General features: G+C 65.5%; 17 protein-coding genes. 10 read left to right on the top strand and 7 right to left on the bottom strand.

Translation table 11 applies throughout. The features are described 5' to 3' along the window. The first annotated feature begins 186 nt into the window (after positions 1-186). The 7 genes from V0R59_RS04375 to pcaC all read left to right on the top strand — a co-directional run bounded on the left by V0R59_RS04375 (position 187) and on the right by pcaC (position 7,057). Positions 187-1,047: a CoA transferase subunit A gene (locus V0R59_RS04375; RefSeq protein ID WP_330073372.1), complete on the top strand. Its 861-nt coding sequence runs from the start codon at positions 187-189 to the stop codon at positions 1,045-1,047. Next, positions 1,044-1,823: a CoA-transferase subunit beta gene (locus V0R59_RS04370; RefSeq protein WP_330073373.1), complete on the top strand. Its 780-nt coding sequence runs from the start codon at positions 1,044-1,046 to the stop codon at positions 1,821-1,823. Before V0R59_RS04375 ends, V0R59_RS04370 begins: the two co-directional genes overlap by 4 nt. Further along, a complete protein-coding gene (gene pcaF, locus V0R59_RS04365; protein WP_330073374.1) occupies positions 1,820-3,025 on the top strand; it encodes a 3-oxoadipyl-CoA thiolase in 1,206 nt (401 codons plus the stop codon). The genes V0R59_RS04370 and pcaF overlap by 4 nt, the downstream gene beginning before the upstream one ends. A 122-nt stretch (positions 3,026-3,147) precedes the next feature. Beyond that, complete coding sequence (locus tag V0R59_RS04360) at positions 3,148-4,437, top strand: MFS family transporter (RefSeq protein WP_330073375.1); 1,290 nt, start codon at positions 3,148-3,150, stop codon at positions 4,435-4,437. Positions 4,438-4,483: 46 nt separating this feature from the next. Further along, positions 4,484-5,848: a 3-carboxy-cis,cis-muconate cycloisomerase gene (locus V0R59_RS04355; protein WP_330073376.1), complete on the top strand. Its 1,365-nt coding sequence runs from the start codon at positions 4,484-4,486 to the stop codon at positions 5,846-5,848. A gap of 11 nt (positions 5,849-5,859) precedes the next feature. Continuing rightward, the gene (gene pcaD / locus V0R59_RS04350) at positions 5,860-6,651 is read left to right on the top strand and encodes a 3-oxoadipate enol-lactonase (RefSeq protein ID WP_330073377.1); all 792 of its coding nucleotides are present in this window, start codon (positions 5,860-5,862) and stop codon (positions 6,649-6,651) included. A 13-nt stretch (positions 6,652-6,664) separates the two neighbouring features. Beyond that, positions 6,665-7,057: a 4-carboxymuconolactone decarboxylase gene (gene pcaC, locus V0R59_RS04345; protein WP_330073378.1), complete on the top strand. Its 393-nt coding sequence runs from the start codon at positions 6,665-6,667 to the stop codon at positions 7,055-7,057. 55 nt (positions 7,058-7,112) lie between these two features. Here the strand turns inward: pcaC and V0R59_RS04340 are convergent, their stop codons facing one another. Next, positions 7,113-7,637, bottom strand: a complete 525-nt coding sequence (locus tag V0R59_RS04340; RefSeq protein WP_330073379.1) for an Mpo1 family 2-hydroxy fatty acid dioxygenase — start codon at positions 7,635-7,637, stop codon at positions 7,113-7,115. A gap of 91 nt (positions 7,638-7,728) precedes the next feature. Between V0R59_RS04340 and V0R59_RS04335 the strand changes: the two genes are divergently transcribed. Next, positions 7,729-8,421, top strand: a complete 693-nt coding sequence (locus V0R59_RS04335) for a Crp/Fnr family transcriptional regulator (protein ID WP_330073380.1) — start codon at positions 7,729-7,731, stop codon at positions 8,419-8,421. On the opposite strand, the gene V0R59_RS04330 is transcribed toward V0R59_RS04335, so the two are convergent. The 5 genes from V0R59_RS04330 to V0R59_RS04310 all read right to left on the bottom strand — a co-directional run bounded on the left by V0R59_RS04330 (position 8,324) and on the right by V0R59_RS04310 (position 16,805). Next, positions 8,324-9,304, bottom strand: coding sequence for a LysR family transcriptional regulator (locus V0R59_RS04330; RefSeq protein ID WP_330073381.1), 981 nt, complete (start codon positions 9,302-9,304; stop codon positions 8,324-8,326). The genes V0R59_RS04335 and V0R59_RS04330 overlap by 98 nt on opposite strands. Positions 9,305-9,454: 150 nt before the next feature. Beyond that, positions 9,455-10,708 carry an OprD family porin gene (locus tag V0R59_RS04325; RefSeq protein WP_330073382.1) on the bottom strand — a complete coding sequence of 418 codons (1,254 nt, stop codon included), beginning with the start codon at positions 10,706-10,708 and terminating at the stop codon, positions 9,455-9,457. A 359-nt stretch (positions 10,709-11,067) separates the two neighbouring features. Then, on the bottom strand, positions 11,068-12,501 hold the full coding sequence (adeC, locus tag V0R59_RS04320) for an AdeC/AdeK/OprM family multidrug efflux complex outer membrane factor (RefSeq protein ID WP_330073383.1): 1,434 nt from the start codon (positions 12,499-12,501) through the stop codon (positions 11,068-11,070). Next, complete coding sequence (gene ttgB, locus V0R59_RS04315) at positions 12,498-15,650, bottom strand: multidrug efflux RND transporter permease subunit TtgB (protein ID WP_330073384.1); 3,153 nt, start codon at positions 15,648-15,650, stop codon at positions 12,498-12,500. Before ttgB ends, adeC begins: the two co-directional genes overlap by 4 nt. A 3-nt stretch (positions 15,651-15,653) precedes the next feature. Then, positions 15,654-16,805: an efflux RND transporter periplasmic adaptor subunit gene (locus V0R59_RS04310; protein ID WP_330073385.1), complete on the bottom strand. Its 1,152-nt coding sequence runs from the start codon at positions 16,803-16,805 to the stop codon at positions 15,654-15,656. Positions 16,806-17,063: 258 nt separating this feature from the next. Here V0R59_RS04310 and V0R59_RS04305 point away from each other — a divergent pair, with 258 nt between their 5' ends. Then, positions 17,064-17,696 (top strand): TetR family transcriptional regulator, encoded by a 633-nt coding sequence (locus V0R59_RS04305; protein ID WP_330073386.1) that lies wholly within the window; start codon positions 17,064-17,066, stop codon positions 17,694-17,696. 156 nt (positions 17,697-17,852) lie between these two features. Then, positions 17,853-18,737, top strand: a complete 885-nt coding sequence (locus V0R59_RS04300) for a DMT family transporter (protein ID WP_330073387.1) — start codon at positions 17,853-17,855, stop codon at positions 18,735-18,737. On the opposite strand, the gene V0R59_RS04295 is transcribed toward V0R59_RS04300, so the two are convergent. Further along, positions 18,738-20,138 (bottom strand): MDR family MFS transporter, encoded by a 1,401-nt coding sequence (locus V0R59_RS04295; protein ID WP_330073562.1) that lies wholly within the window; start codon positions 20,136-20,138, stop codon positions 18,738-18,740. Between the last annotated feature and the right edge of the window lie 90 nt (positions 20,139-20,228).

Genomic DNA, 20,228 nt, shown 5'->3' with positions numbered 1-20,228 from the left:
GCCGCAATCGCGGGTGAACCCGCTCCCACAAGGTCGGCATTACACGCTAACAATCCGTTCGATAATCGAACGCTATGCCGATTATCGGATTGAACCGCCCCTATCCCCGCCGTAATCTCAAGTCCATACCGGCGCCGCTCCAGGCGCTCCGAACCGACCCCGACTCAGCACATCCAGGAGTCTTCCATGGCTGAAATCCTCTCGCTCCACGACGCCGTGAAGCAGTTCGTCCACGACGGTGACAGCGTTGCCCTTGAAGGCTTCACCCACCTGATCCCGACTGCCGCCGGCCATGAAATCATCCGTCAGGGCAAGAAAGACCTGACCCTGGTGCGCATGACCCCCGACCTGATCTACGACCAGCTGATCGGCGCCGGTTGCGCGAAGAAGCTGATCTTCTCCTGGGGCGGCAACCCGGGTGTCGGCTCCCTGCACCGCCTGCGCGATGCCGTGGAAAAGCAATGGCCACACGCAATGGAAATCGAGGAACACAGCCACGCCGACCTGGCCAACGCCTACGTCGCCGGTGCCTCCGGCCTGCCGTTCGCAGTGCTGCGTGCCTACGCCGGCTCCGACCTGCCCAAGGTCAACCCGCTGATCAAGAGCGTCACCTGCCCGTTCACCGGCGAAGTCCTCGCTGCCGTGCCATCGGTGCGCCCGGACGTCACCGTAATCCATGCGCAAAAGGCCGACCGCAAGGGCAACGTCCTGCTCTGGGGCATCCTTGGCGTGCAGAAGGAAGCGGCCCTGGCAGCCAAGCGCTGCATCGTCACCGTGGAAGAAATCGTCGACGACCTGAACGCACCGATGAATGCCTGCGTCCTGCCGACCTGGGCCCTGTCCGCGGTGTGCCTGGTGCCGGGCGGCGCCCACCCGTCCTACGCTCACGGTTACTCCGAGCGCGACAACCGCTTCTACCAGGCCTGGGACCCGATCGCCCGCAGCCGTGAAACCTTCACCGCCTGGATCGACGAGTACGTCCGTGGCACCGCCGACTTCAACGAATTCAAGGCAAAACTGGCCAGCACCGCGGAGGCTGCACAATGAGCTACTCCACCAATGAAATGATGACCGTCGCCGCCGCCCGCCGCCTGCAGAACGGTGCCGTGTGCTTCGTCGGCATCGGCCTGCCGTCCAAGGCCGCCAACCTGGCCCGCCTGACTTCTTCGCCAGACGTGGTGCTGATCTACGAATCCGGCCCGATCGGCGCCAAGCCGAGCGTGCTGCCGCTGTCCATCGGTGACGGCGAGCTGGCCGAGACCGCCGACACCGTGGTGCCGACCGGCGAGATCTTCCGCTACTGGCTGCAGGGCGGGCGCATCGACGTCGGCTTCCTCGGCGCGGCCCAGGTCGACCGCTTCGGCAACATCAACACCACCGTGGTCGGCGACTACTTCTCGCCCAAGACCCGCCTGCCGGGTGCCGGTGGCGCGCCGGAGATCGCCGGTTCCGCGAAGAAAGTGCTGATCATCCTCAAGCAGTCGCAGCGCGCCTTCGTCGACAAGCTGGACTTCATCACCTCCGTCGGCCATGGCGAGGGCGGCGATTCGCGCAAACGCCTGGGCCTGCCTGGCGAAGGCCCGGTCGGCATCATCACCGACCTGTGCATCATGGAGCCGGAAGCCGGCACCAACGAATTCGTCGTCACCTCGATCCACCCGGGCGTGACCCGCGAGCATATCGTTGCCGCCACCGGCTGGGCGATCCGCTTCGCCGACGACGCCCAGGTCACCGCCGAGCCGACCGAAGTAGAGTTGGCCGCCCTGCGCGACCTCGAAGCCCGCACCGCCAAGGCCCACGGCCAGGCACCAGGAGAAGCGTGATGCGTGACGTATTCATCTGCGACGCCATTCGTACCCCTATCGGCCGCTTCGGCGGCGGTCTTGCCGCCGTACGTGCCGACGACCTGGCCGCAGTGCCGCTGAAGGCGCTGATCGAGCGCAACCCGAGCGTGCAATGGGACCAGATCGACGAAGTCTTCCTCGGCTGCGCCAACCAGGCCGGTGAAGACAACCGCAACGTTGCGCGCATGGCCCTGCTGCTGGCCGGCCTGCCGGAAAGCGTGCCGGGCGTGACCCTCAACCGCCTGTGCGCCTCGGGCATGGACGCGGTGGGCACCGCCTTCCGCGCCATCGCCAGCGGCGAGATGGAGCTGGCCATCGCCGGCGGCGTCGAGTCGATGTCCCGCGCGCCGTTCGTCATGGGCAAGGCCGACAGCGCCTACTCGCGCAACATGAAGCTTGAAGACACCACCATCGGCTGGCGCTTCATCAACCCGTTGATGAAGGCCCAGTACGGCGTCGATGCCATGCCGCAGACCGCCGACAACGTGGCGGACGACTACAACGTCTCTCGCGCCGACCAGGACGCCTTCGCCCTGCGCAGCCAGCAGCGCACCGCCGCGGCCCAGGCCGCCGGTTTCTTCGCCGAAGAGATCGTGCCGGTGCGCATCGCCCACAAGAAGGGCGAAACCGTGGTCGAGCAGGACGAGCACCCGCGTGCCGACACCACCCTCGAAGCCTTGACCAGGTTGAAGCCGGTCAATGGCCCGGACAAGACCGTCACCGCCGGCAACGCCTCGGGCGTCAACGACGGCGCGGCGGCGATGATCCTCGCTTCCGCCGAAGCGGTGAAGAAACACGGCCTGACCCCGCGCGCTCGCGTGCTGGGCATGGCCAGCGCCGGTGTGGCGCCACGGGTGATGGGTATCGGCCCTGTGCCGGCGGTGCTCAAGCTCACCGAGCGCCTGGGCCTGGCGGTCAGCGATTTCGATGTCATCGAGCTCAACGAAGCCTTCGCCAGTCAGGGCCTGGCCGTGCTGCGCGGTCTCGGCCTGGCCGATGACGCGCCGCAGGTCAACCCGAACGGTGGCGCCATCGCCCTCGGCCATCCGCTGGGCATGAGCGGCGCGCGGCTGATCCTCACTGCCCTGCACCAGCTGGAGAAATCCGGCGGTCGCAAGGGCCTGGCGACCATGTGCGTCGGCGTCGGCCAAGGCCTCGCCCTGGCCATCGAGCGCGTGTAAAACCAGTCACCCCGGATGGGCGGCCTCCACGCAAGGCCAAGCGTCCGGGGTGATTGTCGTGTGGAACGAGGGTGTTACCAAGTGTGTCTAGACTCACTGATACCCTCCAGGAGTATGCAGTCATGACCTCAAGCTATTACACCGGCGAAGAACGCAGCAAACGCATCTTCGCCATCGTCGGTGCGTCCTCGGGCAACCTGGTCGAATGGTTCGACTTCTACGTCTATGCCTTCTGCGCCATCTATTTCGCCCCGGCGTTCTTCCCCTCCGACGACCCCACGGTGCAATTGCTCAATACCGCCGGCGTGTTCGCCGCGGGCTTCCTCATGCGCCCGATCGGTGGCTGGCTGTTCGGCCGCATCGCCGACCGTCATGGCCGCAAGAATTCGATGATGATCTCGGTGCTGATGATGTGCGCCGGATCCCTGGTGATCGCCTGCCTGCCGACCTACGCCAGCATCGGCGTGATGGCCCCGGCGCTGCTGCTGGTGGCGCGGCTGTTCCAGGGCCTGTCGGTGGGTGGCGAGTACGGCACCACCGCGACCTACATGAGTGAAGTGGCCCTGCGCGGACAGCGCGGCTTCTTCGCCTCGTTCCAGTACGTGACGCTGATCGGCGGCCAGTTGCTGGCCGTGCTGGTGGTGGTGATCCTTCAGCAGTTGCTCACGGAAGACGAGCTGCGCGCCTACGGCTGGCGCATCCCCTTCGTGGTCGGTGCCTGCGCCGCGCTGATCTCGCTGTTCCTGCGCCGTTCGCTGGAAGAAACCAGCAGCGCCGAGACCCGCAACGACAAGGAAGCCGGCAGCATTGCCGGGCTGTTCCGCAACCACACCGCGGCCTTCATCACCGTGCTCGGCTACACCGCCGGCGGCTCGCTGATCTTCTACACCTTCACCACCTACATGCAGAAGTACCTGGTGAACACCGCCGGGATGAGCGCCAAGACCGCCAGCTTCATCATGACCGGCGCACTGTTCCTGTACATGTGCATGCAGCCGCTGTTCGGCATGCTCTCGGACCGTATCGGCCGGCGTAACTCGATGCTGCTGTTCGGCGCCCTGGGCACGATCTTCACCGTGCCGATCCTGATGGCGCTGAAGACTGTCACCAGTCCGTTCCTGGCGTTCGTGCTGATTACCCTGGCCCTGTGCATCGTCAGTTTCTACACCTCCATCAGCGGCCTGGTGAAAGCCGAGATGTTCCCGCCGCAGGTGCGTGCGCTGGGCGTCGGCCTGGCCTACGCGGTGGCCAACGCCGCCTTCGGCGGCTCGGCGGAATTCGTTGCCTTGAGCCTGAAGGCCGCGCAGATGGAAAACGCGTTTTACTGGTACGTTACCGCGATGATGGCGATTGCCTTCCTGTTCAGCCTGCGCCTGCCGAAACAGGCCGCCTACCTGCACCACGACCATTGACCTGCCGGCGCGCCACGATGGGCGCGCCTCGTTTCAAGGACCTGTCATGACGCCACGACCGGGCAACCAGTTGTTCGATGCTTATTTCACCGCGCCCGACATGCGCGAGATCTTTTCCGACCGGGGCCGCATCCAGGGCATGCTCGATTTCGAAGCCGCGCTGGCCCGCGCCGAAGCCGCGGTCGGGGTGATCCCGGCGGTGGTGGTGGCGCCGATCGAGATGGCCTGCCAGGCCGAGCGCTACGACTTCGCCGCGCTGGCCGAAGCCATCGGTATTGCCGGCAACTCGGCGATCCCGCTGGTCAAGGCGCTGGGCAAGGTGATCGCCAGCGGCGTCGCCGAGGCCGAGCGCTACGTGCACCTGGGCGCCACCAGCCAGGATGCGATGGACACCGGCCTGGTTCTGCAACTGCGCGATGCCCTGGTGCTGATCGACGACGAACTGGCCCAGCTCACCGAGACCCTGGCCAGGCAGGCGGCGGCCTACGCCGACACGCCGCTGGCCGGACGCACCTGGCTGCAACACGCGACGCCGGTGACCCTGGGCATGAAGATCGCCGGCTGGCTCGGCGCCCTCGACCGCAGCCGCGAACGCCTGCGTGAACTCAAGCCGCGTCTGCTGACCCTGCAGTTCGGCGGCGCTTCCGGCACCCTGGCGGCACTGGGCGAAAAGGCCCTGCCGGTGGCCGAGGCGCTGGCCGAGCAGCTCAAGCTGAGCCTGCCGGAACAGCCCTGGCACACCCAGCGCGACCGCCTGGTGGAATTCGCCGCGGTGCTCGGCCTGGTGGCCGGCAGCCTGGGCAAGCTGGGGCGCGATGTCAGCCTGCTGATGCAGACCGAAGCCGGTGAAGTCTTCGAGCCGTCAGCGCCGGGCAAGGGCGGTTCCTCGACCATGCCGCACAAGCGCAACCCGGTGGGCGCGGCGGTGCTGATCGGTGCCGCGACCCGCGTGCCCGGCCTGATCGCCACCCTGTATGCCGCCATGCCCCAGGAGCACGAGCGCAGCCTCGGCCTGTGGCACGCCGAATGGGAAACCCTGCCGGAGATCTGCTGCCTGGTCTCCGGCGCGCTGCGCCAGGCGCGGATCATCGCCGAAGGCCTGGAAGTGGATGCCGAGCGCATGCGCCGCAACCTTGACCTGACCCAGGGCCTGGTCCTGGCCGAGGCGGTGAGCATCGTCCTCGCCCAGCGCCTCGGTCGCGATGCGGCGCACCACCTGCTGGAGACCTGCTGCAAGCGCGCGGTCGCCGAACGACGTCACCTGCGCGCCGTGCTCGGCGATGAGCCGCAGGTGACTGCCGAACTCTCAGCGGACGAACTCGATCGTCTGCTCGACCCGGCCCACTACCTCGGACAGGCCAAGGCCTGGGTCGAGCGTGCGTTGGCCGAACACAACCGGATCAAAGCCTGAAGGAGGCTGCTGTGGGAAGCGTACAACTCGCCGATGGCGTTCTGAATTACCAGCTCGACGGACCTGAAGATGCGCCGGTGCTGGTGCTGTCCAACTCGCTGGGCACCAACCTGCACATGTGGGACACCCAGGTCTCGGCTTTCGCCGCGCACTTCCGGGTGCTGCGCTACGACACCCGTGGCCATGGCGCCTCGCTGGTCACCGAAGGGCCGTACAGCATCGAGCAACTGGGCCGTGACGTGCTCTCGCTGCTGGATGCCCTGCAGATCGACAAGGCGCATTTCTGCGGCCTGTCCATGGGTGGCCTGATCGGCCAGTGGCTGGGCATCAATGCGCCCGAGCGGCTGGACCGCCTGGTCGTGTGCAACACGGCGGCGAAGATCGGTTCGCCCGAGACCTGGAACCCGCGCATCGAGATGGTCCTGCGCGACGGCGCGGCGGCCATGGCCGGCCTGCGCGATGCGTCCATCGAGCGCTGGTTCACCCCGGCCTTCTCCGGCACCCAGCCCGAGCAGGTCAAGCGCATTACCGACATGCTCGCCAGCACCTCGCCGCAAGGCTACGCGGCCAACTGCGGGGCGGTGCGCGATGCCGATTTCCGCGACCAGCTGGGCGAAATCAAGGCGCCGCTGCTGGTGATCTCCGGCAGTGCCGACGCAGTGACGCCACCGTCGGGCGGGCTGTTCATCCAGGAGCATGTGGCCGGCGCCGAGTACGCCGAGTTCCAGGCTGCGCACCTGTCCAACGTCGAAGTGGGCGAGCCGTTCAGCCGCCGCGTCATCGATTTCCTGCTGGCCCGTTGAGGAGCTGATTCCCGTGGACGAGAAACAACGTTACGACGCCGGCATGCAAGTGCGTCGCGCGGTGCTGGGCGATGCCCATGTCGACCGCAGCCTGACCAACCTCACCGAGTTCAACAGCGAGTTCCAGGAAATGATCACCCGGCATGCCTGGGGCGATATCTGGACCCGTCCGGGCTTGCCGCGGCATACCCGCAGCCTGATCACCATCGCCATGCTGATCGGCATGAACCGCAACGAGGAACTGAAGCTGCACCTGCGGGCGGCGGCCAACAACGGCGTGACCCGTGAAGAGATCAAGGAAGTGCTGATGCAGAGCGCGATCTACTGCGGGATTCCGGCGGCCAATGCCACCTTCCACCTGGCGGAGTCGGTGTGGGATGAACTGGGAGTCGAGTCCCGGAAGTAAGGGCAACGCAGCCTCTGTGGGAGCGGGTGAACCCGCTCCCACAACTAGTAAGTGATCAGGCAGTCGCCTTCTTCTGCCGGATGCAGACCGGCCCCGCATTCCGCTCCACCGCCGCCTTCAACTCCGGCAACAGCCCGAGCATGAACGCCAGCTCCGCCACCACGAACAACGGCCCGACAATCAACCCGCTGACATCGTCGACGAACGCCGGCTTGCGCCCCTCGTAGTAGTGCCCGACGAACTGGATCACCCAGCCCACCACGAACAGTCCCAGCCCTGCGCTCAGCCAGACCATGGTCGTCTGCACCGCCAGCGCCGCTCCGGCCCACAGGCAGGTACCCAGCAAGGCCGACATGAGCACCCCCAGCCGCGTATCCAGGCGCAGGTAGAACCACGCCGAGGCCAGCGCGACGGCGAATGCCGGTGACAACCACAAGCCGCCGGCGGCCATGCCCGGTCGTGACAGCAGCACGGTCACCGCCACCACGATCATCGGGATCCCCACGAAGTGCGTGGCGATGTTGCGCGGATCACGGTGGTAGCTGGCATATTGACTCAAATGTTCCACGAGGTTTTTCATTGTTATTCCTCCGGTTGGGATGACCCAGCATGCCCCGCCGATCAGCCCACGTCTGTCGCCTGCCCGACAGTCTCCGTTTCGAGGCCCATGGATGAACGAGTCGAACGCCTGGCGCGAACAGTTGCTGCATGGTCATTGGTTCCGCCAGCTGTCGCCGGCCTTGCAGGAACGCCTGCTGGCCGCCGCCCGGCCGCGCGCCCTGGCCGCCGGCGAATGCCTGTTCCAGCGCGGCGATGCGCCCTGCGGTCTGTATGCGGTGCTGTCCGGGGCGATCCGCATCGGTGCGGTCAGTGCCGAGGGCAAGGAGGCGCTGCTGACCCTGGTGGAGCCCCCGCACTGGTTCGGCGAGATCTGCCTGTTCGATGGCCAGCCGCGGACCCATGATGCCTTTGCCGAAGGCGCCACGCGGCTGTTGCTGGTGCCGCAGGCGGCCCTGTTGGCACTGCTGGAGGCCGAGCCTGCGTACTGGCGCGAATTTGCCCTGTTGATGAGCCACAAGCTGCGCCTGGCCTTCGTCGCCCTGGAGCAGCAGAGCCTCAAGGGCGCTGCGCCCCGGCTGGCATTCCGCCTGTTGCAGATGGCCGATGGCTACGGCGAGGTGGACGGGGCGCGGCGGGTGTTGCAACTGTCCCAGGAGCAGTTGGCGTTGATGTTGTCGCTGTCGCGGCAGACCACCAACCAGATCCTCAAGGCGCTGCAGCAGGAAGGGGCGTTGCGCCTGAGCTATGGCGAGATCGAGATTCTCGATGTGGCGCGGCTGGAGGCGCTGGCGGGTCGAGGCTGACCAGGGTCTCGATCATCGCCCGGGCTGCCGGGGACAGGCGATACCCGGCGCGACTGACGATGCCGCAGCGGGCGCTGAAGCTGTCGAGGTTGGGCGGCAGGTTGCGCCAGTGCAATTGCACCAGCTCGCCGCGGGCCAGTTGTTCGGCGTGGGCTTCCTCGCTGCCGATGCCGATGGCGTCGCTGTCCAGCACCACCTTGACCAGGGTCGGCAGGTGCTCGGTCTGTACCTGCGGCGAGAAGTCGGTCTTGCCGCTGAGGTTGGCCAGCACCTTGCGCACCCCCGGGGGGATCAGCGAGGTGGCCAGGGGATAGTTGAACAGGTCGTTGGTCGACAGGCTGTCCTTGGCCAGCAGCGGGTGGCCAGGGCGGCAGAAGAACAGGCCGCGGCGCGGCACGAGGGCGCGGGTGTGGAAGTTCGGATCGGCTTCGAAATGGCGGATATCGGCGACGAAGAACTCGATTTCCTCGCGGTTCAGCGCGCGGCTCAGGCTTTCCCAGTCATTCACCTGGAAGCGCGTGCGCACGCCCGGATGGGCCTTGACGAAGTGCGCCAGCGCCTGCGGCACCAGGTGCGCTGCCGGCACCGGCCCGCTGCCGAAATGCAGTTCGCCGGCGTCCAGCTTGGTCATCTGCAGCACCTCGCTGCTCAACTGCGCGGCGCCCTGGACCAGGCGCAGGGCATGCTGCAGCACCACCTGGCCTTCCGGAGTGGGGCGCAGGTCCTTGTTGCCGCGGTCCACCAGCACGCAGCCGAACTCCTGCTCCAGGCCCTGGATGCTGCGGCTGAACGCGGGCTGGGTGATGCCCATGGCCTCGGCTGCGCGGACGAAGCTGCGGTGGTCGTTGAGCGCGATGAAGTAGCGCAGTTGGCGGAGGTCCATGGGATGTACCGGTTTGCGGAAATGCGGAAGGAAACCGGCTTTGTAAATCCAGGCGCTTATTTCGTCCAAGAATCGATTCTTGGATTGTTAGCGCTTGATCGAATAAGGAAAAGAGGCAGCGATGGAGAGGGCACCGCCACCCCGAAAGGCTCAGAGCAGGCTGAACGGATAGCTGACGATCACGCGGTTCTCGTCGAACGAGTTGGTGCTGAAGTCGCGGCGCATGTTGGAGTTGCGCCACTTCAGGGTCAGGTTCTTGAAGGTGCCGGACTGGATCACGTAGGCCAGCTCCGATTCCCGTGCCCATTCCTTGCCATCGTCGACCGTGGCGGTGTGCACGTTGTCACCCTTGATGTAGCGGTTCATCAGGGTCAGGCCGGGCACGCCGAGGGCGGCGAAGTTGTAGTCGTGGCGCAGCTGCCAGGAACGTTCCTTGGCGTTGTCGAAGCTGGAGTTGTAGCTGTCGTTGGCCAGGGTGCCGCCGCTGGTGCCGTTGACCCGCATCCACAGGTCGTCGCCGCTGACCTTCTGCAGGCCGACATAGAAGGTGTTGCCGCCGTACTTGGCCGAGAGCATGGCCGAGGCGGTGCGGTTGTCGAGATCGCCGGCGCGGGCCGAGCCGTCTTCCTTGCCCAGGAAGTAGCCGAGGTTGGCGCCCAGGGTCCAGTCGCCCACGGGTTGGCTGTGGGTCAGGTTGATGTACTGCTGCTGGTAGATGTCCTTCAACTGCGCGTTCCACAGGCCGACCATGGTGCGCTTTTCGTTGAAGGTGAATTCGCCGCCGGCGAAGTTGAAGCGGTCCGACTTGAACGCGGTTTTGCCGTTCATGAACATGTCTTCCATGCTCGCGTCGTTGCGCGGGCTGTTGCCGCGGAACTGGCCGGCATACAGGGTCAGGCCGTCGATCTCCTGGGAGGTGACCTGGCCGCCGCGGAAGGTCTGCGGCAGCGAGCGGCCGTCGTCGGAGCGCAGGATCGGCAGCACCGGCATCCACTCGCCGACCTTCAGTTCGGTCTTCGACACCTTTGCCTTCAGGGCCACGCCGAGGCGGCCGAAATCGTCGGCGGGACGGCCGTCGTCATGCACTGGCAGCAAGTGCGTGCCGGCGGTGCCCTTGCCGCCATCGAGCTTGACCGAATACAGGCCGAGCACATCGACGCCGAAGCCGACGGTGCCTTGGGTGAAGCCCGATTTCGCATCGAGGATGAAGCTCTGGGTCCATTCCTCGGCCTTGCCCTGGGCGTTGGCCGGATCGACGAAGTTGCGGTTGATGTAGAAGTTGCGCAGGTTCAGCGTGGCCTTGGCGTCCTCGACGAAGCCACCTTCGGCGGCAATGGCGGGGAGGGCGCAGGTCAGTGCGATAAAGCCGGGAAGCAGGTGTCGTGCAGTGTGCGGAGTGTTCATCGTCGGTGTGTCTCTTGTTTTTATGTAAGCCGAAACCATCCGCTGCGACGGGAAAGGGTCACAGGCCGGGTTGCGTGCTTTTGGGGTGTGCTTGGGGACAAGCGGCAGGAGGATGGTGCTGTGAGCGGTGGGGGTGAATCAATTCGTTACAGGCGGAAGTGGGCGATAATCGAACGTTAACTGAATGGTTAGTTCTATTTTCCTGGCAAGCGCCGACCCCTGTGGGAGCGGGTTTACCCGCGATGACGGTGGTGGATTCACTGATGTCATCGCGGGTGAACCCGCTCCCACCGAGTCCACAGTGTTCACCATGAAAAAGCCCACCATGAAGGTGGGCTCTTGTTCACGGCTCTACAGCATCAGCGCGAAGCCTGGGCCTCGCCAGTGCGCTCGTACCAGCCGCCACCCAGCGCCTTGTACAGGTTCACTTCGCTGACCAGTTGCGACAGGCGATCGGTGATCAGCGATTGCTGCGCGCTGAACAGGTTGCGCTGGGCATCGAGGAACACCAGGTTGCTGTCGACGCCGATGCGGTAGCGCCGCTCGGCCAGGCGATAGTAATCCTGGTTGGCGGCGACCAGGTCGCGCTGGGCCTGCAGCTGCTGGCTGTAGGTCTGGCGCGCGGCGAGGCCATCGGAGACTTCCTGGAAGGCGGTCTGGATGGTCTTCTCGTACTTGGCGACGTTGATGTCCTTCTGGATCTTCGAGTAGTCCAGGCTCGCCTTCAGCGCGCCGGCATTGAAGATCGGCAGGCTGATCGACGGCTGGAACAGCCAGGTGCCGGAGCCGCCCTTGAACAGGCCGTCCATGTCCGGGCTCAGGGTCCCGGCGTTGGCGGTCAGGCTGATGCGCGGGAAGAACGCCGCGCGGGCCGCGCCGATATTGGCGTTGGCCGCTTTCAACAGGTGCTCGGCTTCCATGATGTCCGGACGCCGGGTCAGCAGGTCCGACGGCAGGCCGGCGGGCATCTCGGCCAGTACGTCGCCATCCAGCGGCATGGCCGCCGGCAGGTTGCCCGGCAGGCCGGCACCCACCAGCAGGGTCAGGCTGTTGAGGTCCTGGGCCACCAGGCGCTGGTACTGCGCCAGCTTGACCCGCGCGCCTTCGACGGCGGTACGGGCTTGGCTCAGGTCGAGGGCCGAGGACACGCCGACGTCGCTGCTGCGCTGGGTCAGCTTGAAGCTTTCCTCGTAGGTTTTCAGGGTCTCGCCGGTCAGCTTGAGCAGGGCCTGGTCGGCCTGCCAGGTGTAATAAGCGTTGGCGACGCTGGCCACCAGGGCGATCTGCGTCGAACGGCGCGCCTGTTCGCTGGACAGGTAGGTTTCCAGGGCCTGCTCGCTGAGGCTGCGGACCCGGCCGAACAGGTCCAGTTCGTAGGCGCTGACGCCCACGGTGGCCGAGTACTGGCTGCTGATGGTGGACTGCCCGGTCTGCGACATGTCCGCCGGGGTGCGCTGGCGCGAACCGCTGGCGGTGGCCGAGACGGCCGGGAACAGGTCGGCGCGCTGGATGCGGTACTGCGCGCGGTAGGCGTCGATGTTCAGCGCCGCGACGCGCAGGTCGCGGTTGTTTTCCAGCGAGCTCTGGATCAGTTGCTGCAGCGCCGGGTCATGGAAGAACTGGCGCCAGCCTTGCTCGGCCGCGGCGACCTGGGCCGACTCGGTCGGCGAGTACGCCGGGCCGGCCGGCCACTGGGCCGCCACCGGCGACTCAGGGGTCTTGTACTCGGGGATCAGCGAGCATCCACCCAGGATGAACGCGGTGACCGCCAGGGATAACAGGGACTTGGTCATTGCCCAGCCTCATAGCGTGGAGTTTCAGGTGTGACGTCCTTTTCCGGCTGCTTGCTGCCGAACCACGACGACACGCTAACGAAGAACAGCGGTACCCAGAAGATGGCCAGGACGGTCGCGGTGATCATGCCGCCGATCACCCCGGTACCGATGGCGTGCTGGCTGCCCGAACCGGCGCCGCTGGCGATGGCCAACGGTACCACGCCGAGGATGAACGCCAGCGAGGTCATGATGATCGGCCGCAGACGCATGCGGCACGCCTCGATCGCCGCGTCGATCAGGCTGCGCCCCTGCTCGTGCAGTTCCTTGGCGAACTCGACGATCAGGATCGCGTTCTTCGCCGCCAGGCCGATGGTGGTCAACAGGCCCACCTGGAAGTACACGTCGTTGGACAGTCCACGCAGGCTGGTGGCCAGCAGCGCACCGATGATCCCCAGCGGCACCACCAGCATCACCGCGATCGGGATCGACCAGCTTTCGTACAGCGCCGCCAGGCAGAGGAACACCATCAGCAGCGACAGGGCATACAGCGCCGGCGCCTGGGAGCCCGACAGGCGCTCCTCGTAGGACAGGCCGGTCCAGGAGTAACCGACACCCGCCGGCAGTTGCCCGGCGATGCGCTCGACTTCGGCCATGGCCTCGCCGGTACTGTAGCCGGGAGCCGGCGCACCGAGGATTTCCACCGCCTCGACGCCGTTGTAGCGCGACAGCTTGGGCGAGCCGTAGATCCACTCGCCCTTGGCGAAGGCCGAGAACGGCACCATCTCGCCGGAGGCGTTGCGCACGTACCACTTCTGCAGGTCTTCAGGGCTCATCCGCGACGAGGCTTCGCCCTGGATGTAGACCTTCTTCACACGGCCGCGGTCGATGAAGTCGTTGACGTAGCTGGCACCGAGGGCGATCGACAGGGTGTTGTTGATGTCGGCGATGGTCACGCCCAGGGCACTGGCGCGCTCGTCGTCGACGGTCAACTGGTACTGCGGCTCGTCGTTCAGGCCGTTCGGACGCACGGCGGAGAGGATCTTGCTCTGCGCGGCCATGCCGAGGAACTGGTTGCGTGCTTCCATCAGCTTGGCGTGACCGACGCCGGCGCGGTCCTGGAGGAACACGTCGAAACCGGTGGCGTTACCCAGCTCCAGTACTGCAGGCGGAGCGAAGGCGAACACCATCGCGTCGCGGAAGCTGAAGAAGTGCTGCTGGGCACGCGCCGCCAGGTTGAACACGCTGTTCTCGGCGGAGCGCTCACCCCATGGCTTGAGCATGATGAACGCCATGCCCGAGCTCTGTCCGCGACCGGCGAAGTTGAAGCCGTTGACGGTGAACACCGAAGCCACGGTGTCGGCTTCCTTGTCCAGCAGGTACTCGCGCATCTGGTCGACCACCGCCTGGGTGCGCTCGGCACTGGAGCCGGCCGGGGTCTGCACCTGGGCGAACAGCACGCCCTGGTCTTCTTCCGGGAGGAACGCGGTCGGGATGCGGGTGAACAGCCAGACCATGCCCACCACGATCAGCAGGTAGGCCAGCAGGTACGGCGCCTTGTGCCGCACGATGTTGCCCACGCCGCGCTCGTAGCTGCGCACGCTGCGGTCGAAGTTGCGGTTGAACCAGCCGAAGAAGCCACCCTTGGCAGTGTGGTGTTCGCCTTTCTTCAGAGGCTTGAGCATGGTGGCGCACAAGGCCGGGGTGAAGATCAGGGCCACCAGGACCGACAGGGCCATGGCCGAGACGATGGTGATGGAGAACTGCTTGTAGATCACACCGGTGGAGCCGCCGAAGAACGCCATCGGCAGGAGTACCGCGGACAGCACCAGGGCAATACCCACCAGGGCGCCCTGGATCTGGCCCATGGATTTCTTGGTCGCTTCCTTCGGCGAGAGGCCCTCTTCGGACATCACCCGCTCGACGTTTTCCACCACGACGATGGCGTCGTCCACCAACAGGCCGATGGCCAGGACCATGCCGAACATGGTCAGGGTGTTGATGCTGAAACCGGCCGCCGCGAGGATGCCGAAGGTACCCAGCAGTACCACCGGCACCGTCATGGTGGTGATCACCGTGGCGCGGAAGTTCTGCAGGAACAGGTACATCACCAGGAACACCAGGACGATCGCCTCGATCAGGGTGTGGATCACACCGCTGATGGATTCGGTGACCACCGGGGTGGTGTCGTAGGGGAAGACCGCCTTCATGCCAGGCGGGAAGAACGGCTCCAGGTCGGAAATGGTCTTGCGCAGCGCCTTGGCGGTATCCAGGGCGTTGGCGCCGGTGGCCAGTTTCACCGCCAGGCCGGAGGCCGGCTTGCCGTTGAACTGGGCGCTGACCGCGTAGTTTTCACCACCCAGGCCGACCTTGGCGACATCGCCCAGGCGCACCTGCGAGCCGTCGCGGTTGACCTTGAGCAGGATCTTCTCGAACTGCTCGGCGGTCTGCAGGCGGGTTTTGCCGATGATGGTTGCGTTCAGTTGCTGGCCGGGCAGGGCAGGCAGGCCGCCAAGCTGGCCGGAGGACACCTGGACGTTCTGCGCCGCGACGGCGGTCTTCACGTCCACCGGGGTCAGCTGGTACTTGTTCAGCTTGGCCGGGTCGAGCCAGATGCGCATCGCGTACTGGGCACCGAAGACCTGGAAGTCACCCACGCCAGCGGTGCGCGAGATCGGGTCCTGCATGTTGGAGACGATGTAGTTGGCCAGGTCGTCCTTGGTCATGCTGCCGTCTTCGGACACCAGGCCGATCACCAGCAGGAAGTTCTTCACCGCCTTGGTCACGCGGATACCCTGTTGCTGCACTTCTTGCGGCAGCAGCGGGGTGGCCAGGTTCAGCTTGTTCTGCACCTGGACCTGCGCGGTATCGGGGTTGGTGCCCTGCTCGAAGGTGGCGGTAATGGTCATGCTGCCGTCGGAGTTACTTTCCGACGACACATAACGCAGGTTGTCGATACCGTTGAGCTGCTGCTCGATCACCTGGACCACGGTGTCCTGCACGGTCTGCGCCGAGGCGCCCGGGTAGGTCACGGCAATGGCGATCGCCGGCGGGGCGATGCTTGGGTACTGGTTGATCGGCAACTTGAGGATCGACAACGCCCCGACCAGCATGATCACCAGGGCGATCACCCAGGCGAAGATCGGGCGATCGATAAAGAATCTCGACATGGCTTATTCCCCTTTGGCCCCTGCGCTCGCGGCACTGGCCTGGGTTGGCTGGGCAGGCTTGACGTTGGTCGCTTCGCTGACCTTCACCTCGACGCCTGGCTTGACGTACTGCAGGCCTTCGGTGATCAGGCGATCACCGGCATTCAGGCCTTCCTCGATCAGCCAGTCGCTGCCAACGGTACGGCTGGCCTTCAACTGACGCAGCTCGACCTTGTTGTCCTTGTTGACCACCATGGCGGTGGCCTGGCCCTTGAGGTCGCGGGTCACGCCTTGCTGCGGGGCGAGGATCGCGGTCTCGTTGATGCCGTTGTTCAGGCGGGCGTGGACGAACATGCCTGGCAGAAGGTTGTGTTCCGGGTTGGGGAACACGGCGCGCAGGGTGACCGAGCCGGTGGTCTCGTCGACCGACACTTCGGAGAACTCCAGGCGACCTTTCTGGGCGTAGGTGCTGCCGTCTTCCAGCTTCAGGCTGACTTCGGCGGCGTTGTCGCCGACCTTCTTCAGCGCGCCGCTTTCCAGCTCGCGACGCAGCTTCAGCAGTTCTGCGGAAGACTGCGTGACGTCGACGTAGATCGGGTCCAGTTGCTGGATGGTCGCCATCGCGGTGGACTGGCCGTTGCTGACCAGCGCGCCTTCGGTGACGGCGGAGCGACCGACACGACCGCTGATCGGGGCGAGGACCTTGGTGTAGCGCAGGTCAATCTGCGCGCTCTTCAGCGTGGCTTCAGCCTGCAAACGTTTGGCCTGCGCGTCGTCGTATTGCTGGCGGCTGACGGCCTGTTCGCTCACCAGTTGCTTGTAGCGATCGGACAGCGACTTGGTCGACTGCAGGTTGGCCTGGGCGCTGGCCAGGGTCGCCTCGTACACCGACGGGTCGATCTGGTAGAGCTGCTGGCCTTCCTTCACTTCGCTGCCTTCCTTGAACAGGCGCTTGAGAATGATGCCGTTGACCTGCGGACGTACTTCCGCCACCCGGTACGCGATGGTGCGACCCGGCAGATCGGAGACGAGGGTATAGGGCTGGGCCTGGAGGGTGACGACGCCGACCTGAGGAGCCTGCGCCACGGGCGCCGCTTCTTCCTTTTTACAGCCGCTGAGCAGTGTTGCCAGGGCGACGGCGGAAACCAGAGCGGTAACAGCTGGCTTGAATTGCATGAAGATCCTCGGGTCAGAAAGAGCTGAAGACGCTCAAGAGTAATGGAAAACGGGTTGTAGGAAATATGCGCTAGATAAGTAGGATGCTAAGGAATATACTTACATTCATGCTTGTTTGTAAACACCCGCTACCTTGTCCTCCCGAATACAGCAAGGCGCGAAACCAGAACTCCCGGAACGCGGCCAGACCCCGCCGCACCGGCTCGGAAACCGGCCGCTGGATGCAGGCGCCCGGCCCTTTGATGAGGTTGTACTGCCATGGTCCGTCGAACCAAAGAGGAAGCACAGGAAACCCGTAACCAGATTCTCGAAGCTGCGGAAAAAGCCTTTTACAAACGCGGTATCGCCCGCACCACCCTGGCGGATATTGCCGAGCTGGCCGGCGTCACCCGCGGCGCCATCTACTGGCATTTCGACAATAAGGCCGAGCTGGTGCAGGCGCTGCTCGACACCCTGCAAGAGCCGCTGGACGCCCTGGCCCGGGCCAGCGAAAGCGAGGATGAACTCGACCCGCTGGGCTGCATGCGCAAGCTGCTGGTGCAGTTGATGCACCAGATGGCCAGCGACCCGAAGACGCGGCGTATCAATGAAATCCTTCATCACAAGTGTGAATTCACCGATGAGATGTGCGAAATCCGCGTCCAGCGCCAGAACGCGGTGATCGATTGCCATGAGCGCATCAGCGTTTCCCTGGGCAATGCCGTCAAGCGTGGGCAGTTGCCGGCGGATGTGAACCCGGAGCACGCCGCGCTGGCGCTGTTCGCCTATATCGACGGGTTGATTCGCCGCTGGCTGCTCCTGCCAGACAGCTTCGACCTGCTCGGGGACGCCGAGCGCTGGGTCGATACCGGGCTGGACATGCTGCGCTTGAGCCCCTCCCTGCGCAATTGAGGTTTTGTGAGCAATTGTGAAGGCATGTAATTGCCGTTTCGTTGAGTTGTGTCAGACGCCGGCCTGGGCAAGAATCAGACCGGCGTTTTCATTATGTAGGCTAAGTGCGCTTGAATACTTAGCTGGCTAATTAAATTTTCTTCATCGAGCCCGTCCATGACTGTGCAGACCGCGACAATGAAAGGCGCTGACCAACCGTTGCGGGGGATCGCCCTGATCTGTCTGGCGGTGCTGCTGTTCGCCAGCCACGACGCGCTGTCCAAATACCTTTCCGGGTTCTACGCCATCGTCATGGTGGTGTGGGCGCGCTACGTGGTGCACACCCTGCTGATGCTGGTGGTGTTCGTGCCGCGCACCGGGCTTTCGGCGGTGGTGCGCACCCGCAGGCCGCTGCTGCAACTGGCCCGGGCGCTCTGCCTGATCGGCACCAGCCTGCTGTTCACCACCGGCCTGCGCTATATCCCCCTGGCCGAGGCCACGGCGGTGAACTTCCTCGCGCCGCTGATGGTGACCGCGCTGTCGGTGCCGCTGCTGGGGGAGAAGGTCACCCGCGGACAGTGGATGGCCGTGTCGGCAGGGTTCATCGGCGTGCTGATCGTGATTCGCCCCGGCGGTGCGCTGTTCACCCCGGCGATCCTGCTGCCGCTGGGTTCGGCCTTCTGCTTCGGCTGCTACCAGTTGCTGACGCGCAAGCTCAGCGCCACCGACAGCCCGACCACCAGCAACTTCCTCACCGGCATCTTCAACAGCCTGATCATGACTGCGCTGGTGCCGTTCTTCTGGAGCGTGCCGAGCTTCACCCACGCCCTGTTCATGATTGGCCTGGGTACCTGCGGCATGCTCGGCCACATGCTCCTGACCTCGGCCTTCAAGCACGCCGCGCCGGCCATGCTGGCGCCGTTCAGCTACGGGCAGATCCTCTTCGCCGGGATGTTCGGCTACCTGGTCTTCGACCACAGCCCGGACGCCTATGGCGTGGTCGGCATCGCCATCATCTGCCTCAGCGGCCTGGCCGTGGCCTGGGTGCAGCGGCGCCGCTGATCAGTGCCCGCGCAGTTCGCGGTTGGGCAATGCCAGGGCGGCGGCGAGGCCCAGCAGCGAGATCGCGGCACTGCCCAGCAACAGGTTGCGGAAGGTCACCGACAGCTCGGCTTGCACCTGCAGGCTCGCTTCACCGGCGCGCAGGCTGCCGAGCAAGGCTTCTCCGGCCAGGGCGTAGCCGCCGTCCTGCAGCATCGCCAGCAACAGCGCCGACATCAGCGCCACGCCCACCGCTCCGCCCAGGGAGCGGAACAGGTTGGTGGTGCTGGTGGCCACGCCGATGTCCTTGGGCTGCACGGCGCTCTGTGCCGCCACCAGCGACGTGGGGAACTGCGCGCCGCCAGCGATTCCGGTCAGCAGCATGAACAGGCCGCTGAGCAAGGTGGAAGAGGGTGGGCTCAAAGCCATGCCGACGATGGCCAGGGGCATCAGCGTGCTGCCGAAGAGGATCTGCGGCTTGAAGCGCCCGGTCAGGTTGGTCAGGCGTCCGGCGCAATAGGCGCCGATCGGCAGGCCCATTGCCAGGGGCAGCAGGTGCAGCGCGGCGCTGTCCGCCCCGGCGCCGGTGATGCTCTGGTAGCGCAGGGGCATGAGCATGGTCAGGGAGATCGCCTGGAAGCTGGTGAAGAAGATCGCGCACCAGCACAGCACGGCGACGCGGTTGCCGAACAGCTGGAGTGGCAGCAGCGGCTCCGGCGCACGGCGTTCGTAGAAGACGAAAAGCGTCAGGCCAAGGATCGCGGCGCCCAGCAGGGCCAGCACCGCATCGCTGTGCCAGGCATGGCCCTGGCCGATCAGGGTGATGGCCAGGAGCAGGGCGGTCAGTCCGAGGATCAGCAGCAGGGCGCCGGGGTAGTCGACCTTCGCCTGGCGCTGCGGCGTGGCCAGGCCGCGCAGGCTGTTGCGGGTCACCCACCAGGCCGTCAGGCCCAGGGGCAGGTTGAGCCAGAATACCCAGCGCCACGACAGGTACTCGGTCATCAGGCCGCCCAGTACTGGCCCGACCACACTGGCGGCGGCGTACATGCTGCTGAAATAGCCCTGGTAGCGCCCGCGCTCCCGCGGTGGCACCAGGTCGCCGAGGATCGCCTGGCTGACCGAGACCATGCCACCGGCACCGATACCCTGGATCACCCGCGCCAGTACCAGTTGCTCCATGTTCTGGGCTAGGGCGCAGAACACCGAGGCGAGGGTGAAGATCGCCGTGCCGCTGAGGATCATCCGGCGCCGGCCGTAGAGGTCGCCGAGCTTCCCGTAGATCGGCGTGGCCACGGTCATTGCCACCATGTAGCCGGAAATCACCCAGGCCAGCAGGCCGACATCGTTGAATTGCGCGGAGATCGCCGGCATCGACACGGCGATGATGGTCTGGTCCAGGGCACCAAGGAAGATCGCCAGCATCAGCGCGACGAGCACCGTGCGAATGGCGGGTTGCGGCGGGGTGTTGGGTAGGGTCACGGCAAGGCTCGGAATGTTTTTTTGCCGAGTTTA

It is taken from the genome of Pseudomonas ulcerans (genome assembly GCF_036324125.1).
In the GTDB taxonomy this organism is placed as follows: domain Bacteria; phylum Pseudomonadota; class Gammaproteobacteria; order Pseudomonadales; family Pseudomonadaceae; genus Aquipseudomonas; species Aquipseudomonas ulcerans.
Note: the sequence above shows the minus strand (reverse complement) of the source record. Positions and strands in the feature narration are given on the sequence as shown.